Source organism: Burkholderia plantarii, assembly GCF_001411805.1.
GTDB lineage: Bacteria > Pseudomonadota > Gammaproteobacteria > Burkholderiales > Burkholderiaceae > Burkholderia > Burkholderia plantarii.
Map to the genome: position 1 here is coordinate 800,898 of NZ_CP007213.1, position 16,236 is coordinate 817,133.

A 16,236-nucleotide genomic window follows, 5' to 3' on the forward strand; every position below is an offset into this window, starting at 1 on the left:
TTCAGGTCGGGTTCAGACCGGGATCGAGCCGCCGCGCAGCCGGATGCCCAGCCGGATCACCTGCACGATCGCGGCCGACAGCAGCTGCAGGCCCACCGGCAGGTCGCGGCGGCGGATGTCGAGCAGCAGCACGATCCGCACGCTGTCGCTGTCGTTCCAGACCTCGTGTTCGAAGGTGTCGTCCCACAGCAGGAACTGGCCGTCCTCGAGCCGGTAATCGCGGCCGTCCACCTTCAGCACGGCGGCGGGCGTGCCGTCGTCGCGCTTCGGCATCGACAGCACCAGGTACCCGCGCAGCACGCCGCGGAACGGCCCGCGATGCGGCGGGATGTGCTTGCCCGGCGCGAGGAACGACAGCGAGGCAGACAGCACGTCGGGAGAGGCGTCGACGATCTCGGTGAGCCGCGGGCAGCGCGCGCGGTTCTTCGCGAAGCGCACGCCGTAGGCCTGCATGATGAACATGCGCCAGTCGCGATTGTCGTTCGCGGAGATGTCGGCCTGCTCGCTCATGATGTCGTGGAAGCGCGGGATGCGCGGCAGGTCGCGCGCCACCTCGAGCGCTTCCGCGCGAATCTCGCGCCACGCGCCGGCAAAGCGCGCCGCGTCGGGGAACGCGGTGCTCTCGAGCACCGCACCGTTTTCGATGTGGCGGTCGTACAACGAACGAAGCAGATCGGTGGCGTAGTCGTAGACGGCGGACATGATTCTGTAGCGTCGGGGCAATCCCGGACATACTGCCCGATTCCGGGCAGCCATCGGGTTACGTCAGGTTACACCCGCTGACGAAAAGGTGACTGACGCCGGCCGGCCCGCTTCGGCGGTGCGAAGGAATGTCGTATCCGCGTGGCGCGGTTCGTGGACTAGAGTCGAGGGGCGGCGCGCCAGATGCCGCCGGACCACCACGGACGACACTCACCATGGCCAAGAAATTCCCCCTGCATCCCCTGCATCCGGAACGGGTCTGCTGGGGATGCGACAACTATTGCCCCACCCACGCGATGCGCTGCGGTAACGGTTCCAGCCGCACCCAGCACCCGTGCGAACTGCTCGGCGACGACTGGTATCGCTTCGGCGACTGGGGCATCGAGGTCGACGACGGCGAAACCGCGACCGAGACCGCCGGCGCGCAGGCCGGGGAACGCGGCCAGTCCTGAACCCGCGCGAGGCGGCGCGGCGTATCTCTTTCCTTAACCTGCATCAAAACGGCAAGCCCGACCGCGAAACATCATAAAAAAGATGCATGAAGCACGCATCTTGAAGCGGGCGAGATGCCCCGGTGGCTGGACACATCGTTCGCCGCCGCTCGCGCCGACCCGCACCCCACGATCGAACAAGGAGAGCAACGTGTTTTGCTACCAATGCGAGCAGACCGACCGGACCGGCGCGCGGCCCGGATGCGCGTCGGCGAAAGGCAACTGCGGCAAGGATGCGACGACGGCCGACCTGCAGGACCTGCTGGTCCATGCGGTGAAGGGCATCGCCCAGTATGGGGCGCTCGCGCGCCGGCTCGGCGAACCCGATCGCGAGGCCGAGCGCTTCATGCTGTACGCGATGTTCACGACGCTGACCAATGTGAATTTCCATGCGGCGCGCTTCGTCGCCATGCTGCGCGAGGCGGCGCAGATCCGCGACCGCGTGAAGGCCGCCTGTGAAGCGAAGGCGCGTGCGACCGGGCAGGACGTGCCGGCGCTGCCGGGGCCAGCCGCCTGGCGGCCGGCCGACGATCTGGCCGGCCTGCTGGCGCAGGCGTCGGCGGTGGGCATCGAGGCCGGCGCGGACGCGGCGGGCGAGGACGTGATCGGCCTGCGCGCGCTGGTGCTGTACGGCCTGAAGGGCGTCTGCGCCTATGCCCACCATGCACGCGTGCTCGGCTACGAACGCGACGAGGTGTTCGCGGGCGTCGAGGCGGCGCTGGTGTCGCTCGCGGCCGCGCCCACCGACATCACCGCGCTGCTCGGCCAGGCGCTCGAACTCGGCCGCCTGAACCTGATGGTGCTGGAACTGCTCGACAACGCGAACACCGGCCGCTTCGGCACGCAGCGGCCCACGGCGGTGCGCGTCTCGCCGGTGGCGGGCAAGGCGATCCTCGTGTCCGGCCACGATCTCGGCGATCTGCATGCGCTGCTGGAGCAGACGGCCGGCACCGGCATCCAGGTCTATACGCACGGCGAGATGCTGCCGGCCCATGCCTATCCGATGCTGAAGGCGTTCCCGCATCTGGCCGGCAATTACGGCGGCGCGTGGCAGGACCAGCAGAGCGACTTCGCGCATTTCCCGGGGCCGGTGCTGATGACGTCCAACTGCATCATCGAGCCGCTGCCGCAATACCGGCAGCGAATCTTCACGACCGGGCCGGTGGGCTGGCCCGGCGTGCGCCACCTCGAACATCACGACTTCTCGATGTTGATCCGCGCGGCGCAGGCGCTGCCCGGCTTCCCGGCCACCGCGCCCGAACAGACCATCACGGTGGGCTTCGGCCGGCACGCGGTACTCGGCGTGGCCGATCAGGTGCTGGCCGCGATCAAGGCCGGGCAGATCCGCCACTTCTTCCTGATCGGCGGCTGCGACGGCGCCGCGCCCGGTCGCAACTACTACACCGAGTTCGCGCAGCAGACGCCGGCCGACACGGTCGTGATGACGCTCGGCTGCAACAAGTACCGCTTCAACCGGCACGGGTTCGGCGAGATCGGCGGCATCCCGCGCCTGCTCGACCTCGGCCAGTGCAACGACAGCTACTCGGCGATCCGGATCGCGACCGCGCTGGCCGGCGAACTCGGTTGCGGCGTGAACGAGCTGCCGCTGTCGTTCGTGGTGTCGTGGTTCGAGCAGAAGGCGGTGGCGGTGCTGCTGACGATGCTTGCGCTCGGCCTGCGCAACATCCACCTCGGGCCGTCGCTGCCGGCGTTTCTAACGCCAGGTGCGCTGGCCGTGCTGGTGGAGCAGTTCGGCATCCGGCCGATCGGCGACGCGGGCGAGGATCTGGCGGCGGCGCTCGCGCACACGGCCGCGTGAGCGGGGCGGCGCGATGAGCTATCGAATCGAGCTGACGACCCGCGACGGCGCGCGCTTCGACTTCGGCTGCGAGCCCGGCCAGGACGTGCTCGCGGCTGCGGCCGAGGCCAGCATCACGCTGCCGTCGCAGTGCCGGCGCGGCAGCTGCGGCGCGTGCCAGGCGAACGCCGTCGACGGTGCCTACGCGATGCGCGACACCAGCGCCGACGCGCTGCCTGCCGGCCAGCCCGACGCCGTGCTGCTGTGCCGGACCGTGCCGCTCGGCGACCTGCGGCTCACGGCGCCCTACGACGCGGCCAAGGTGCTGCTGCATCCGGTGCCGGCGCGCGCCGCCACGATCGCGGCGCTCGACGCGATCGCCGCCGACACGCTGCGCGTCGAGCTGCAGGTGGTGCCCGACGGCGTGTCCGGCTCGGCCGTGGAGTTCGAGCCGGGCCAGTTCGCGGAGCTGGAGGTGCCGGGCAGCGGCCGGCGCCGGCCGTACTCGCTCGCCAACACCAGCAACTGGGACGGCCGCCTCGAATTCCTGATCCGGCTGCGCGCGGGCGGCTGGTTCTCGACCTACCTGCGCGAGCGGGCACGGCCGGGCGACGCGCTGACCGTCCACGTGCCGATGGGCGGCTTCGGCCTGTTTGCCGAGAGCCTTCGCCCGCGCTGGTTCGTGGCCGGCGGCACCGGCCTCGCGCCGATCCTGTCGATGCTGAGGCGCATGGCCGAGTATCAGGAGATGGTCGATGCGCGGCTGTTCTTCGGCGTCAACCACCAGAGCGAGCTGATCATGCTCGACGAACTCGACCGGCTGCGCGCCGAGCTGCCGCAGTTGCGCGTCGAGCTGTGCGTGTGGCACGCCGGTGAGGCGTGGGCCGGCTTTCGCGGTACGCCGGCCGAGGCCTTGGGCGCGGCGCTCGCGCGGGCCGGCGCGTCGCCCGATCTCTACGTGTGCGGGCCGCCGCCGCTCGTGCAGGCCGCGCGGCAGACCGCGCTCGCGGCCGGCGTGCCCGACGCGCAGTTCGCGAGCGAGCGCTTTGCCGTGTAGCGGCGCGGGTCGACGTCGCCGTGCGTGATGAAAAAACCTCGCCGCCGGGGCTTCCGGCGGCGAGGTTTCATTTTTGCACGGCAGAACGCGGGCTTGATATCAGCCGCGCTCGTCCTCGAGATAGGCGCGGATCACGTCGGCGAACGTCGCGTCGCCGACCAGGCCGAGCGACGCGGCGCGCGACACGTCCCAGCGGCCCGGCCAGCTGCCGACGATCGCCACCACGCGCGGGTCGACCGCGTGGCGGATCTTCGCCACCGGCGCGTCGCCGGCCACCTCGCGCAGCGCGTCGATCATCTCGCCGACGCTGACCGAGATCCCCGGCAGGTTGACGATGCGGCGGCCGCCGAGCTTTTCGCCGTCGAGTTCGCAGCCGGCCACCAGCGCGTCGATCGCGCGGCGCGGCGAGAGCAGCCAGAGTCGCGTGTCGAGCGGCACCGGGCAGACCGATTCCTCGCCGTTGAGCGGCTCGCGGATGATGCCGCTCGCGAACGACGAGGCCGCCGCGTTCGGCCGCCCCGGCCGCACGCTGATGGTGGGCAGCCGCAGCACGCGGCCGTCCACGAAGCCGCGCCGCGCGTAGTCGCAGAGCAGCAGTTCGGCGATCGCCTTCTGCGTGCCGTACGACGATTGCGGATTGAGCGCGGTGTCGTCCTGCACGACCTCGGGCAGCGCGCCGCCATAGACGGCCACCGAGCTCGTGAACACCACGCGCGGGCGATGGCCGCGCGCGCGGCACACTTCCAGCAGCGTGCGCGACGCATCGAGGTTGATGCGCATGCCGAGTTCGAAATCGGCCTCGGCCTGGCCGCTCACGATGGCCGCGAGATGAAAGATCGCGCCGGTGTGCGTGTCGATCGCGCGCTCCAGCACGGCGCGATCGGCGATGTCGCCGACCAGCGTGGTGACGCGCGCGTCGGCGAAGCCGGTGGCCTCGACCACGTCGAGCAGCAGCAGTTCGTCGATGCGCTCGGGCGTGCCGTTCGGGCCGGCGAGTTCGCCGCGGGCGAGCAGTTGGGTGGCAAGGCGGCGGCCGAGGAAGCCGGCGCCGCCGGTGATCAGGACTTTCATGGGTGTGTGCGTGGTTCGGTTGAGGGGCGCGCGACGGGGCGCGAAGCGTGGGCGCGGCGGCTCACAGGTACGGGCGCAGCCAGCCGAGGCCGGCCGAGGTGCCGGCCTTCGGCCGGTACTCGCAGCCGATCCAGCCGTCGTAGCCGAGCCGGTCGATCAGCGTGAACAGGTACGGGTAGTTCAGTTCGCCGAGGTCCGGCTCGTGCCGCTCGGGCACGCCGGCCACCTGGATGTGGCCGATGCCGGCGAAGTCGCGTTCGAGCTTCCTCGCGAGGTCGCCCTCGACGATCTGGCAGTGATAGCAGTCGAACTGCACGCGCAGGTTCGGCGCGCCCACTTCGCGGCAGATCGCCTGCGCGTCGTCCTGGCGGTTCAGGAAGTAGCCGGGCATGTCGCGCGTGTTGATCGGCTCGATCAGCACCTGCAGCCCGGCGCCCTGCGCGGCCTGCGCCGCGTAGGCGAGATTGCGCAGATAGGTGTCGCGGTGGCGCGCGCGGTCGGCGTCGGCGGCCACCAGCCCGGCCATCACGTGCAGCTTGTCGTTGCCGATCACGCGTGCGTAGTCGAGCGCGGTGTCCACGGCGCGGCGGAATTCGTCCTCGCGGCCCGGCAGCGCGGCGATGCCGCGTTCGCCGGCCGCCCAGTCGCCGGGCGGCGCGTTGAACAGCGCCTGCACGAGTCCGGCGCCGTCGAGCCGCGCCTTCAGCTCGGCGGCGGGGAACTCGTAGGGGAACAGGTACTCGACCGCCCGGAAGCCGTCGCGCGCGGCGGCGGCGAAGCGCTCGAGGAACGGCTGCTCGTGGTACATCATCGAAAGATTCGCGGCGAAGCGTGGCATGGCGGCGGTTCCATCAGAAGGAGGGAGCGGCGCCGCGCTCGGGCGTGCCCGGCGCGCGGCGGAGAAATGGATCAGGGTGGATCAGGGCTGCCCGGCGCGGCTCATCGGTTCACGAGCCTGGCGGGCGTCAGCCACACGGCGATCGAGCCGATTACGAGCATGCCGGCCAGCAGGTACATGCCCGACGCGGTGCTGTGCGTCGCGTCGCGCAGATAGCCGATCACGTAGGGGCTCGCGAAGCCGGCCAGGTTGCCGACCGAGTTGATGATGGCGATGCCGGCCGCGGCCGCGCTGCCGGCGAGGAACGCGGTGGGCAGCGACCAGAACAGCGGCGCGCAGGTCAGCACGCCGCCCGCCGCGATCGACAGGAACACGATCGACACGGCGGTGTTGTGCGGGAACAGCGCGGCGACGGCGAAGCCCACGGTGCCCATCGTCGACGGGATGATCAGGTGCCAGCGGCGCTCGCGGCGGCGATCCGAGCTGTGGCCGAACAGGTTCATCACCACGATCGCCACCGCGAACGGGATCGCCGAGAGCAGCCCGATCACGAAGGTGTCCTGGATCCCGGTCGATTTGACGAGCGTCGGCATCCAGAACGTGAGGCCGTACTGGCCGGTCACGAACGTGAAGTAGATCAGCGACATCCACCACATGCGCGGATCGGCGAACACGGCGCGCAGCGAATGCTTCTCGTGCGAGTTCAGGTGCGGCTGCGCGTCGATCTCGTCGATCAGCATCTGCTTCTCGCGCGCGTCCAGCCACTTCGCCTGGCGGATGCCGTTGTCGAGGTAGACCAGCGTGGCCACGCCCACCAGCACGGCCGGCACCGCCTCGATCATGAACATCCACTGCCAGCCGTGGAAGCCCGCGCCGCCGTGGAACTGCTGCATGATCCAGCCCGACAGCGGATTGCCGAAGATCCCCGAGACCGGGATCGCCGACATGAACACCGCGATGATCTTCGCGCGCCGGTGGGAGGGGAACCAGTAGGTCAGGTAGAGGATCACGCCGGGGTAGAAGCCCGCCTCGGCGAGGCCGAGCAGGAAGCGCAGGACGTAGAACTGCATCGGTGTCCTGACGAATACGAACGCGGCCGACAGCAGGCCCCAGGTGATCATGATCCGCGCGATCCAGATCTTCGCGCCGATCTTGTGCATCAGCAGGTTGCTCGGCAGCTCGAACAGGAAATAGCCGACGAAGAAGATGCCCGCGCCGAGCCCGAACACCGTTTCGCTGAACGCCAGATCCTGCGACATCTGCAGCTTCGCGAAGCCGACGTTGACGCGGTCCAGGTAGGCCACCACGTAACAGAGCATCAGGAACGGCACGATGCGCCAGAACACCTTGCGGTAGGTGGCATCGAGCGCGGCCGGATCGGCCTGGATCGTGTCGGGAGAAGCGGCGGCTTGGTACGGGGTCATCGTAGTCTCCAGCAGGTTGCGCGCGCCGTATGGTGGACGCGTCGTCGGTCGTTCGGGGCGGCGCGGCGTGCGACGCGGATGGTCATGCCGGCGGTGTCGGCGCGCTGGACGGGCCCGCCAGGCGTGGCCGAGGTGGCGCGGTTGATGCAGATGGCGAGTGTCACCAGCGCGCGCCGAAGCTGCGGCGCAGGTCGTCGAGCGCGGGCTCGTCGAGCGGCGCCGGCTTCGGGTTCGTCATCAGCCACAGCCGCGCGGTTTCCTCCAGTTCCTCGAGCACCGCCGAGGCCTGTTCGACCGACGGCGCCCACACCACCGGCCCGAGCCGTTCGAGCAGCACGCCGCGCACGCGGTCGGCCAGCGCGGCCACCTCGGCCGCGACTTCCGGATCGCCGGGGCGCCGGTAGCGGATCAGCGGCACGTGGCCGACCTTCATCACGTAGTACGGGGTGATCGGCGGCAGCACGTCCTCGTCGCGCCAGACACCCGCGAGCGTCAGCGCGACGAGATGCGTCGAGTGCGTGTGAACCACGCCGCGCGATTCGGGATTGCGCGCGTAGATGCCGCGATGCAGCGCGAGCGTCTTCGAGGCCTTGTCGCCGGACACGGTGTTGCCGTCGAGATCGACCTTGGCGATGCGCGCCGGATCGAGCCGGCCGAGGCACGCGTCGGTGGGCGTGATCAGCCAGCCGTCGTCGAGCCGCGCGCTGATGTTGCCGGCGGTGCCCACCGCGTGGCCGCGCGCGAACAGGCTCGCGCCCACTTCGCAGATGGTTTCGCGCAGTTGGTGTTCGTCTTTCATGCAAGGCTCTCCAGGCGTGCCAGTGCTCTGGCAAAGAAATCGACGGCGCCGAAATTGCCGGACTTCAGCGCCAGCGCGAACTTGCCGTCGAGCGTGGCGGTGGCGGGCACGCCGGGGTCGATCTGCGCGCCGATCTGCAGCGCGCGCACGCCGAGCGCCTGCACCACCGCGCCCGAGGTTTCGCCGCCCGCCACCACGAAGCGGCGCACGCCGCGCGTGAGCAGCCCGCGCGCGATCTCGGCCAGCGTCAGCTCGACCAGCGCGCCCGCGGCCTCGACGCCGAGCCGCTGCTGCACCGCCTTCACCTCGTCGGGCGTGGCGGTGGCGTAGATCAGCACCGGCTCGTCCGGATGCGCGTCGAAGAACGCGAGGGCGTCGGCCACCACCGGCTCGCCGTGCGCGATCGCGATCGGATCGAGGCGGAACGCCGGGCGGCTCGCGCGCCACTCGGCCACCTGCGCGTTGGTCGCCTTCGACGCGCTGCCGGCCAGCACCACGGCGCCGCCCTCGACGCGCGGCAGCGCCGCCGCGTCGCCGCGCCCGGGCAGCAGGCCCGCGCGGCGGAAGTTGGCCGGCAGGCCGAGCGCGATGCCCGAGCCGCCCGTCACGAGTACGTGATCGGCGCAGGCCTCGCCCACCGCGTGCAGGTCCGCGTCGGACAGCGCGTCGGTGATCGCGTAGCGCACGCCGTCGGCGCGCAGCGCGGCGAACGCCTCGCGCACCGCGCCGGCGCCGCGCGCGATCGTGTCGTAGCGCACCAGGCCGACCCTCGACGGCGTCTGCCGCTGCAGCACGCGCACCAGGTTCGCGTCCTTCATCGGCGTGAGCGGATGGTTCTCCATGCCCGATTCGTCGAGCGGCGCGTCCCCGACGAACAGGTGGCCGCGATAGATCGTGCGGCCCGTCTCGGGGAACGCGGGGCAGGCGATCGCGAGCGCATCGTCGGCGCCGAGCGCGCGGGCGAGCGCGTCGGCCACCGGGCCGATGTTGCCGGCGTCGGTCGAATCGAAGGTCGAGCAGTACTTGAAATAGAACTGGCGGCAGCCCTGCTCGCGCAGCCACGCGAGCGCGGCGAGCGACCGGGCGACGGCGTCGGCGGCCGGAATCGTGCGCGACTTCAGCGCCACGATGATCGCGTCGGCGTCGAGCCGCGCGCCCGGTTCGGGCACGCCGATGGTCTGGACCGTGCGCATGCCGCTCTTCACGAGCATGTTCGCGAGATCGGTCGCGCCGGTGAAATCGTCGGCGATGCAGCCGAGCAGCGGACGGGCGGGGGACGGGGAATCGGTCATGGTGATGAGGATGAGGGCGCGGATCAGCGATTCAGCGGGCCGGCGGCAGCGTGATGCCGGGGAAGGTCTTGATCACGGCGGAATCGTCCTCGCCGCCGTGGCCGGCGCTCGATGCGTTCATGAACATCTGGTGCGCGGTGGCCGACAGCGGCAGCGGGAACTTGCTGCGGCGCGCGGTATCGAGCACGAGGCCCAGATCCTTGACGAAGATGTCGACGGCCGAAAGCGGCGTGTAGTCGCCGTTCAGGATGTGCGGCACGCGGTTCTCGAACATCCAGGAGTTGCCGGCGCTGTGCGTGATCACCTCGTAGAGCGCGTCGGCGTCCACGCCCTCGCGCAGGCCGAGCGCCATCGCCTCGGCGGCCGCGGCGATATGCACGCCGGCCAGCAGCTGGTTGATGATCTTGACCTTCGAGCCCACGCCGTGTTCGGCGCCGAGCCGGTAGACCTTGCCCGAGATCGCCGCGAGCACGTCCTCGCAGGCCGCGTAGGCGGCGGCCGGCCCCGAGGTCATCATCGTCATCTCGCCCGAGGCCGCGCGCGCGGCGCCGCCGGACACCGGCGCGTCGAGCATCAGCAGCCCGGCCGCCTCGACGCGCGCGCCGAGCTGCCGGGCGAATTCCGGCGCGACCGTGGCGCTCGAGATCACCACCGCGCCGGGCCGCATGGCCGGCACCGCGCCGTGTTCGCCGAACAGCACGGTTTCGGTCTGCGCCGCGTTGACCACCAGCGTGACCACCACCTCGCACCGCGCGCCGAGTTCGGCGGGCGTGGCGCAGCCGATGCCGCCCTCGGCCGCGAACGCGTCGAGCACGCTGTCGCGCACGTCGCATGCATGGACGCGGAACCCGGCGCGCAGCAGCGAGCGCGCGACGCCGAGCCCCATCGCGCCGAGCCCGATGACGCCTACTTGTCGTGACATGTGAATCCTCGTATCGAACGGGTGCCCGGATGGCCGGGCGAATGGATCAGCAAAGGCCCGCCTGCGCGAGACGCCGCGCGGCGTTGACCAGGTGGATGCGCGCCGCGGTGCTGGCGGCCAGCGCGTCGCCGGCGCGGATCGCGTCGGCGATCGCCGCGTGCTCCTCGCGCACCTGGCGCGAGAAATCCTCGCGCGTCGCCTCGTTGCGGCGCGTGACGATCACGCCTGCTTCGAGGTACTGGTTCAGGAAGCTCAGCGTCTTCAGGAAATAGGGGTTGCCGGTGACGGCGGCGATCGTGCGGTGGAACGCGATGTCCTCGGCCACGCCGTCGCGACCCGCGGCCACGGCCGCGTCGATCTTCGCGAGCGCCTCGTCGATGCGGCGCAGGTCGGCGTCGGTTCGGCGCTGCGCGGCCTCGGCGGCCACCTCGGCCTCGATCGCGCGGCGCACCGCGAGCAGATGCACCAGCGAGCCCGCTTCCACGGCCTCCGCGTAGTCGATCCGCAGCGGCCGGATCGCGCCGTGCTGCGCGATGAACACGCCGCTGCCCTGGCGCGGTTCGACCACGCCTTCGTTCTTGAGCCGCGAGATCGCCTCGCGGATCACCGTGCGGCTCACGCCGAACTGCTGCGCCAGCACGGATTCGGTCGGCAGCTTGCCGGTGCCGGCGAAGCTGCCGATCTCGATCTGCGTGAGCAGTTGCTGCGCGACGGTGTCACTCATCGCGCGCGCCGGGATTTTCTCGAACATGGATCGGTCGGGTTTGTCAGGTTATGTGGTCATCATACAAATTTTGGAAGATGGGCCGTCATCGGGAATTACCCGGGGAAGGGCGATGCGTCGCGGGTGGGGCGGTGGCGGAAACAGGCGGGCACGGGCGCGGAGCGCGCGGCGTCCTGGAGGGGGGCGGTCCTGGAGCGGGTGGCGGGTTAGCTGGCCGGCGGAGGGTGTCCGCCGGCGCATCACGGCATCACGGCATCACGAAAGCTTCGCGTCCGGCGTGGCCCGTGCGTCGAGCGTCAATTGCATGAACGTCAGGTCGAGCCACTGGCCGAACTTCATGCCGACCTGCCGCAGCGTGCCGGTGTTCTCGAAGCCGAGCGTCTCGTGCAGCCGGATCGAGCCGGCGTTGTTGGCCTCGATGCCGGCCACCATCACGTGCTTGCCGATCGCGCGGGCGCGCTCGATCAGCGCCACCATCAGCAGCCGGCCGATGCCGTTGCCGCGCTGGTCGGCGCGCACATAGATCGAGTGCTCGACGGTGGCGCGAAAGCCGTCGAACGGGCGCCAGTCGCCGAACGACGCGTAGCCGTGGACCTGCTGCGCGTCATCCACGGCCACCAGCACCGGGTAGCCGGCGCGGCCGCGATCGGCGAGCCACGCGGTGCGGTTCGCCGTGTCCACGGCCGTCTCGTTCCAGATCGCCAGCGTGTTCATCACGGCGTCGTTGTAGATTGCCGTGATACCTTCGACATCCTGCTGGCGCGCGTCGCGAATTTCCATCCCAGCCTCCCCGGGCCGTCCATTAAATTGAAACGAGTGTACACGATAGTAGACGATATCGATCAACGCATCGGCGCGCGAATCCGGGCCGAGCGCGAGCGCCGTGGCTGGTCGCTGACGGATCTGGCGCGGCAGTCGGGCGTGTCGCGCGCGATGATCCACAAGATCGAGCGCGGCGAGAGCAGCCCCACCGCCACCTCGCTGGCCAAGCTGGCCGGCGCGTTCAACCTGACCATGTCGGCGCTGCTGGCGCTGGCCGAGCTGGCCGAAGGGCGCCTGCTGCGCGCCGACGACCAGCCGGTCTGGGTCGATCCGCAAAGCGGCTACGTGCGCCGCCATGTGTCGCCGAAATCGGTGTCGCCGCTGACGCTGGTCGAGATCGACCTGCCGCCGGGCGCCGAGATCCCGATGCCGGCCTCGGCCTATCTGCAGATGCAGCAGCTGATCTGGGTGCTTGACGGCGAGCTGGTGTTCGTGGAGGGCGGCGAGCCGCAGCGGCTGCGGGCCGGCGACTGCCTGGAGGTCGGGCCGCCGGGCGACTGCGTGTTCCGTAACGACGGCCGGGCGAGCTGCAAGTACGCGGTGATCGTGCTGCGCAAGCCCTAGCCTTGCCGTGCCGATGAATCAGCATCGAAAGCTGGACGAGACGGACATCGTTTGGGTGACCAGCCCGGAAGGGCGACCGCCTGGACGGCTCTGCATGCGGCTGGCACGACTCGGGCAAGGGCAAGGGCACCCCGAAAACCGCAGTTTTGATACGTCGATGAAGGTATTTCAATGGCCGGATAGCCGCGAACCGCGGCGCGCTCCTGACCCGCGGTCTGCGTCTCGGCTGCAGCGCCGCGGACCGGCCGCGATACGATTGCCTCGCGGCGCCCGGGCCCCGCTTGCATGGAGGCGCCGGTGGCGCCGCCGCTCGATGCGCCGCGACGACATTCCCCGCTCGATCGAGTCGACGATCCAGCGCGCCGATCGGCCGGCGTCACGCGCGGCGGCTGCACCTCGACGTCGTGTCTCGACGTCCGTCCCGATGCGAGTGGCCTGCCCTGAAACTGTCCGGAACGTTCGACACGAATCCGTGGACGGCCCGCCGGGGCCGTATGACTTGCCGACCGTCAAGCCGAGTCGCGGGCGCTCCGAATCAGCGCGACGGTCAGGTCGATATCGGCATCTTCGGTACGCCAGGACGAAACGCTGAGGCGGAATGCGGGACGTCCGTCCCAGACCGCCGGACCGAACCAGGCCTGGCCCGAATGCTCCACCGCCTGGCGGATCGCGGCCGTCTGCGCGTCGTCCTTGCCTCGCACCAGCACCTGGTTGAGAACGACGCGATTCAGCACGTCGAAGCCGGCATCGCGCAATCCCTGTGCCAATCGGGTCGCCTGGGCACAATGACGCTCCACCATCGCGGCCACGCCCTGCCGGCCGAGCGTGCGCAGCGCGGCCCAGATCGTGATGCCGCGAGGGCGTCGGGAGAATTCGAGCGTGAGGTTCTTCTGGGCCAGGCGCGAGCCGGTGGCGTAGACGGCATCGCTGCTCAAGGTTTCCGCCAGCGCGTCGGGATCGCGGCAGATCGCCATCGCGCAGTCGTAGGGGGTATTCAGCCACTTATGCCCGTCGGTGGTCCAGCTGTCCGCGAGCTCCACACCGTCCGTATGGTGTCGCAACGCCTGCGACGCGCGCGCCCACAACCCGAACGCGCCATCCACATGAACCCAGGCACCTGTTGCCTTTGCCTTCGGAATGAGTGCCGCGAACGGATCAAATTCACCAGTGTTCACCTCGCCGGCCTGCAGGCAAAGGATGGTGTTGGCGTCGAGTTCGGGCAGACGTTCGGGATCGACGCGGCCGTGCGCATCGGTGGCTGCCGCAATGACCTGCTCCGCGCCGAAGCCCAGCACCCGCAACGCCTTGAGCACCACGACGTGAATCCGCGCCGATACCACCACGCGAATTCGCGGCGCCCCGTAGAGTCCCTTTGCGTCGAGATCCCACCCCGCTCGCTTGAGCAGGGAGCGCCGCGCGGCCGCGAGGCAACCCAGCCCGCATGCCGTGGCCGACGTGCCGAAGCCCACTGCACTGCCACGCGGAAGATCGAGCGCTTCAAGCAGCCAGTTACCGGCCACCGCCTCGATGCGCGCGCTGACGGGAGACGTCATGGCCAGCGGTGCGCCTTGGTCCCAGGCCATCATCAACCTCTCGGCGGCGGCCGCGCCCGGCAACGACGCCCCGACGACGAAGCCGAAATAGCGCGGCCCATTGGAGGCCACCGTGGCGGGCGACCCGACGTCGTCGAGCAACGCCAGCGTATCGTGAGCCGAATGCCCCTGTGCGGGGAGCGGTTCGTCGAACGCGGTCAAGGCCGCGATCGCATGTGGCGTGGGAAAAACTCGCCGGGTTTCGACCGACTCGAGATATTGGGCCGCGCGCTGATCGGCGTCGGCAAGCAGGGCGATTTCGCCGGCTTTCATGTCGGCAATGCTGCCCGGGGCCGGAAGGGAAGTGGTCATGTCGTCGAGGAAGCGGAAACAGGGTGGGAGGGGCGTGGGCGCCGCGCGTCAGGCAACCGGCGTCGTCGGCAACTCGGTATCGGCATTCGAATTGGACACCGCGGCCACCGTGGCGGCCTTGGCCGCGGGAGCGCTGACCGCATCGAGCCGCTCGAGCTGCTCGGCGTTCAAGGTCAGATTCGTCGCACCGAGGTTGCTGACGAGTTGCGGCAGCGAGCGCGGGCCGATCAGCGGCAGGCCGCCGTGCGCCGCAACCCAGGCGATGGCGACCTGATCGGGCGTGGCCTGCAGCTCCCGAGCGACGTCGAGCACCGTATCAAGCACGTCGGTGCGCTGCCGCGAATCCTCGGCCTGGAACACGGCGCCGCCGAACGCTTCGCGTCGACCCGCTTCGCCGTTGCGATATTTTCCGGTCAACATCCCGCCGCCAAGCGGCGACCAGGTGAGCGTCGCGAGGCCCAGGGCACGGCAGGCCACGAACACGTCGGCCTCGGGTTCGCGATGCACGAGGCTGTATTCAAACTGCGCGGCCGCGATCGGCGTCGCGCGCGTGATCTCGGCAAGCGTGACTGCGCGGGCGAGGCGCCAGGCCGGGAAATTGGACAGGCCGGCGTAGAGGATTTTTCCGGCGCGGGCGAGATCATCGAGCCCGCGCACGATTTCCTCCGAGGACGTAAACACATCGGGCTGATGCACCCACAGCAGGTCGATTCGATCCGTCTTCAGGCGCTTGAGGCTTGCCTCCACCGACGCAACCATCGCCTTGCGGCTGTTGCCGGTCGTGAGACGATCGGGCGTCGGACTCGCACCGCTCGAGAACTTGCTGGCGAGGAAGAAATTGTCGCGCTGGCCCTCCAGCAACGTGCCGATGAATTCTTCGGACTGGCCGAACTGATAAACATCGGCCGTATCGATGAAGTTGCCGCCGGCTTCGGCGTAAGTCTGGAACAGCGCCGCGCTTTGCGCTTCGTCGGCGCCGTGGCCCCAGCGCGTGCCGAAGTTGGCCGTGCCCAAGACGATCTGCGATACGCGCACGCCAGTGCGCCCAAAATTCTGGTATTTCATCGACGTTTTCCTTTCATGAAAATACGGGTACATGCCCGTATTGGCCAAAAACATGCCATCTGGTCGAGGTAGAAGAGGGGGCCCGTTGGGCTTCCCTTCTTGACTGGACATCGAATGCGTTTCGGAGGTGCGCCTAATTGATTGCCTCGCCCAGTTCGGCCAGCACCGCACGCAGCGCCCTAATTTTTCCGGCCCCGATTTTCTCGACCACCGAAACCTGGCAGCGATCCCAAGCCGGCGTGGCACGACGCAGCAGAGCCCTGCCGTCCGCGGTCAGCGACACGACACGTTCACGCTGATCGCCGGCATCGATGTCGATGTGGGCCAACTCACGGCTTTCGAGGACCTTCACGTTTCGGCCGATCGTGGAGCGGTCGAGATCGACGAGTGCGCCCAACTGAGTCAGGCTGACAGGCTGGTGATCGGCGATGGTTCTCAACAGAAAATATTGGGCGATGTTGATGTCGAACGACTCGAGCGCGGCGTCGTAGGCCTCGGTCAGTTTCCGGGAGGCGCGGCGAAGGTCGGTGCAGATGCAGGGTGTATTCATAGATGCGAGTATATACCCGTAATTTCCGAAAAGGCATTCGTATCGTGCGATTCGTTCGCGAACGGCAGTTTGGTCGACCAGTTGTACCGGCTATCGCCGCTCGGCGAATCGATGCTGGCGCCGCTGGCCATGCCGATCGCCTGGGACGAGCAAAGCCATGGCGAAATCAAGCAGGCGCGCGAGCGCCATCGCGAGCGTTCGGGTTGAGCCGTG

Annotated in this window: 17 protein-coding genes; 5 read left to right on the top strand and 12 right to left on the bottom strand. The window is 69.5% G+C overall.

The window, feature by feature from the left end:
- Nucleotides 1-12: 12 nt before the first annotated feature.
- Nucleotides 13-702, bottom strand: a complete 690-nt coding sequence (locus tag bpln_RS20925; protein ID WP_055139868.1) for an aspartyl/asparaginyl beta-hydroxylase domain-containing protein — start codon at nucleotides 700-702, stop codon at nucleotides 13-15.
- Between the two features lie 215 nt (nucleotides 703-917).
- On the opposite strand from bpln_RS20925, the gene bpln_RS20930 reads away from it, so the two are divergent.
- From bpln_RS20930 to bpln_RS20940, 3 genes are all read left to right on the top strand, one after another.
- Nucleotides 918-1,154 carry a DUF3079 domain-containing protein gene (locus bpln_RS20930; protein ID WP_042627258.1) on the top strand — a complete coding sequence of 79 codons (237 nt, stop codon included), beginning with the start codon at nucleotides 918-920 and terminating at the stop codon, nucleotides 1,152-1,154.
- Nucleotides 1,155-1,344: 190 nt separating this feature from the next.
- Nucleotides 1,345-3,012: a hydroxylamine reductase gene (gene hcp, locus bpln_RS20935; protein ID WP_055139869.1), complete on the top strand. Its 1,668-nt coding sequence runs from the start codon at nucleotides 1,345-1,347 to the stop codon at nucleotides 3,010-3,012.
- Nucleotides 3,013-3,025: 13 nt separating this feature from the next.
- Nucleotides 3,026-4,048 carry a 2Fe-2S iron-sulfur cluster-binding protein gene (locus bpln_RS20940; RefSeq protein WP_055139870.1) on the top strand — a complete coding sequence of 341 codons (1,023 nt, stop codon included), beginning with the start codon at nucleotides 3,026-3,028 and terminating at the stop codon, nucleotides 4,046-4,048.
- A 99-nt stretch (nucleotides 4,049-4,147) separates the two neighbouring features.
- On the opposite strand, the gene denD is transcribed toward bpln_RS20940, so the two are convergent.
- The 8 genes from denD to bpln_RS20980 form a co-directional block, all read right to left on the bottom strand.
- Nucleotides 4,148-5,119 carry a D-erythronate dehydrogenase gene (gene denD, locus bpln_RS20945; protein ID WP_055139871.1) on the bottom strand — a complete coding sequence of 324 codons (972 nt, stop codon included), beginning with the start codon at nucleotides 5,117-5,119 and terminating at the stop codon, nucleotides 4,148-4,150.
- 61 nt (nucleotides 5,120-5,180) lie between these two features.
- Nucleotides 5,181-5,957 carry a 2-oxo-tetronate isomerase gene (gene otnI, locus bpln_RS20950; RefSeq protein WP_042627262.1) on the bottom strand — a complete coding sequence of 259 codons (777 nt, stop codon included), beginning with the start codon at nucleotides 5,955-5,957 and terminating at the stop codon, nucleotides 5,181-5,183.
- A gap of 101 nt (nucleotides 5,958-6,058) precedes the next feature.
- Nucleotides 6,059-7,381, bottom strand: coding sequence for an MFS transporter (locus bpln_RS20955; protein ID WP_055139872.1), 1,323 nt, complete (start codon nucleotides 7,379-7,381; stop codon nucleotides 6,059-6,061).
- 160 nt (nucleotides 7,382-7,541) lie between these two features.
- The gene (otnC, locus tag bpln_RS20960) at nucleotides 7,542-8,180 is read right to left on the bottom strand and encodes a 3-oxo-tetronate 4-phosphate decarboxylase (RefSeq protein WP_055139873.1); all 639 of its coding nucleotides are present in this window, start codon (nucleotides 8,178-8,180) and stop codon (nucleotides 7,542-7,544) included.
- On the bottom strand, nucleotides 8,177-9,472 hold the full coding sequence (gene otnK, locus bpln_RS20965; RefSeq protein WP_055139874.1) for a 3-oxo-tetronate kinase: 1,296 nt from the start codon (nucleotides 9,470-9,472) through the stop codon (nucleotides 8,177-8,179). Before otnK ends, otnC begins: the two co-directional genes overlap by 4 nt.
- Before the next feature lie 31 nt (nucleotides 9,473-9,503).
- A complete protein-coding gene (gene ltnD / locus bpln_RS20970) occupies nucleotides 9,504-10,394 on the bottom strand; it encodes an L-threonate dehydrogenase (protein ID WP_042627265.1) in 891 nt (296 codons plus the stop codon).
- Nucleotides 10,395-10,440: 46 nt separating this feature from the next.
- Nucleotides 10,441-11,145 carry a FadR/GntR family transcriptional regulator gene (locus bpln_RS20975; protein WP_042627266.1) on the bottom strand — a complete coding sequence of 235 codons (705 nt, stop codon included), beginning with the start codon at nucleotides 11,143-11,145 and terminating at the stop codon, nucleotides 10,441-10,443.
- Between the two features lie 228 nt (nucleotides 11,146-11,373).
- Complete coding sequence (locus bpln_RS20980) at nucleotides 11,374-11,898, bottom strand: GNAT family N-acetyltransferase (RefSeq protein ID WP_042627267.1); 525 nt, start codon at nucleotides 11,896-11,898, stop codon at nucleotides 11,374-11,376.
- Nucleotides 11,899-11,934: 36 nt separating this feature from the next.
- Between bpln_RS20980 and bpln_RS20985 the strand changes: the two genes are divergently transcribed.
- The gene (locus tag bpln_RS20985; RefSeq protein WP_042627268.1) at nucleotides 11,935-12,504 is read left to right on the top strand and encodes a helix-turn-helix domain-containing protein; all 570 of its coding nucleotides are present in this window, start codon (nucleotides 11,935-11,937) and stop codon (nucleotides 12,502-12,504) included.
- Nucleotides 12,505-13,013: 509 nt separating this feature from the next.
- Here bpln_RS20985 and bpln_RS20990 read toward each other — a convergent pair.
- From bpln_RS20990 to bpln_RS21000, 3 genes are all read right to left on the bottom strand, one after another.
- Entirely contained in the window at nucleotides 13,014-14,408 is a 1,395-nt protein-coding gene (locus bpln_RS20990) for a pyridoxal phosphate-dependent decarboxylase family protein (RefSeq protein ID WP_082465381.1), read from the bottom strand.
- A 48-nt stretch (nucleotides 14,409-14,456) separates the two neighbouring features.
- Nucleotides 14,457-15,473 carry an aldo/keto reductase gene (locus bpln_RS20995; RefSeq protein WP_055139876.1) on the bottom strand — a complete coding sequence of 339 codons (1,017 nt, stop codon included), beginning with the start codon at nucleotides 15,471-15,473 and terminating at the stop codon, nucleotides 14,457-14,459.
- Nucleotides 15,474-15,606: 133 nt separating this feature from the next.
- On the bottom strand, nucleotides 15,607-16,023 hold the full coding sequence (locus bpln_RS21000; protein WP_042627270.1) for a MarR family winged helix-turn-helix transcriptional regulator: 417 nt from the start codon (nucleotides 16,021-16,023) through the stop codon (nucleotides 15,607-15,609).
- 69 nt (nucleotides 16,024-16,092) lie between these two features.
- Between bpln_RS21000 and bpln_RS37425 the strand changes: the two genes are divergently transcribed.
- The gene (locus bpln_RS37425; protein ID WP_209444936.1) at nucleotides 16,093-16,230 is read left to right on the top strand and encodes a hypothetical protein; all 138 of its coding nucleotides are present in this window, start codon (nucleotides 16,093-16,095) and stop codon (nucleotides 16,228-16,230) included.
- Nucleotides 16,231-16,236: the final 6 nt, after the last annotated feature.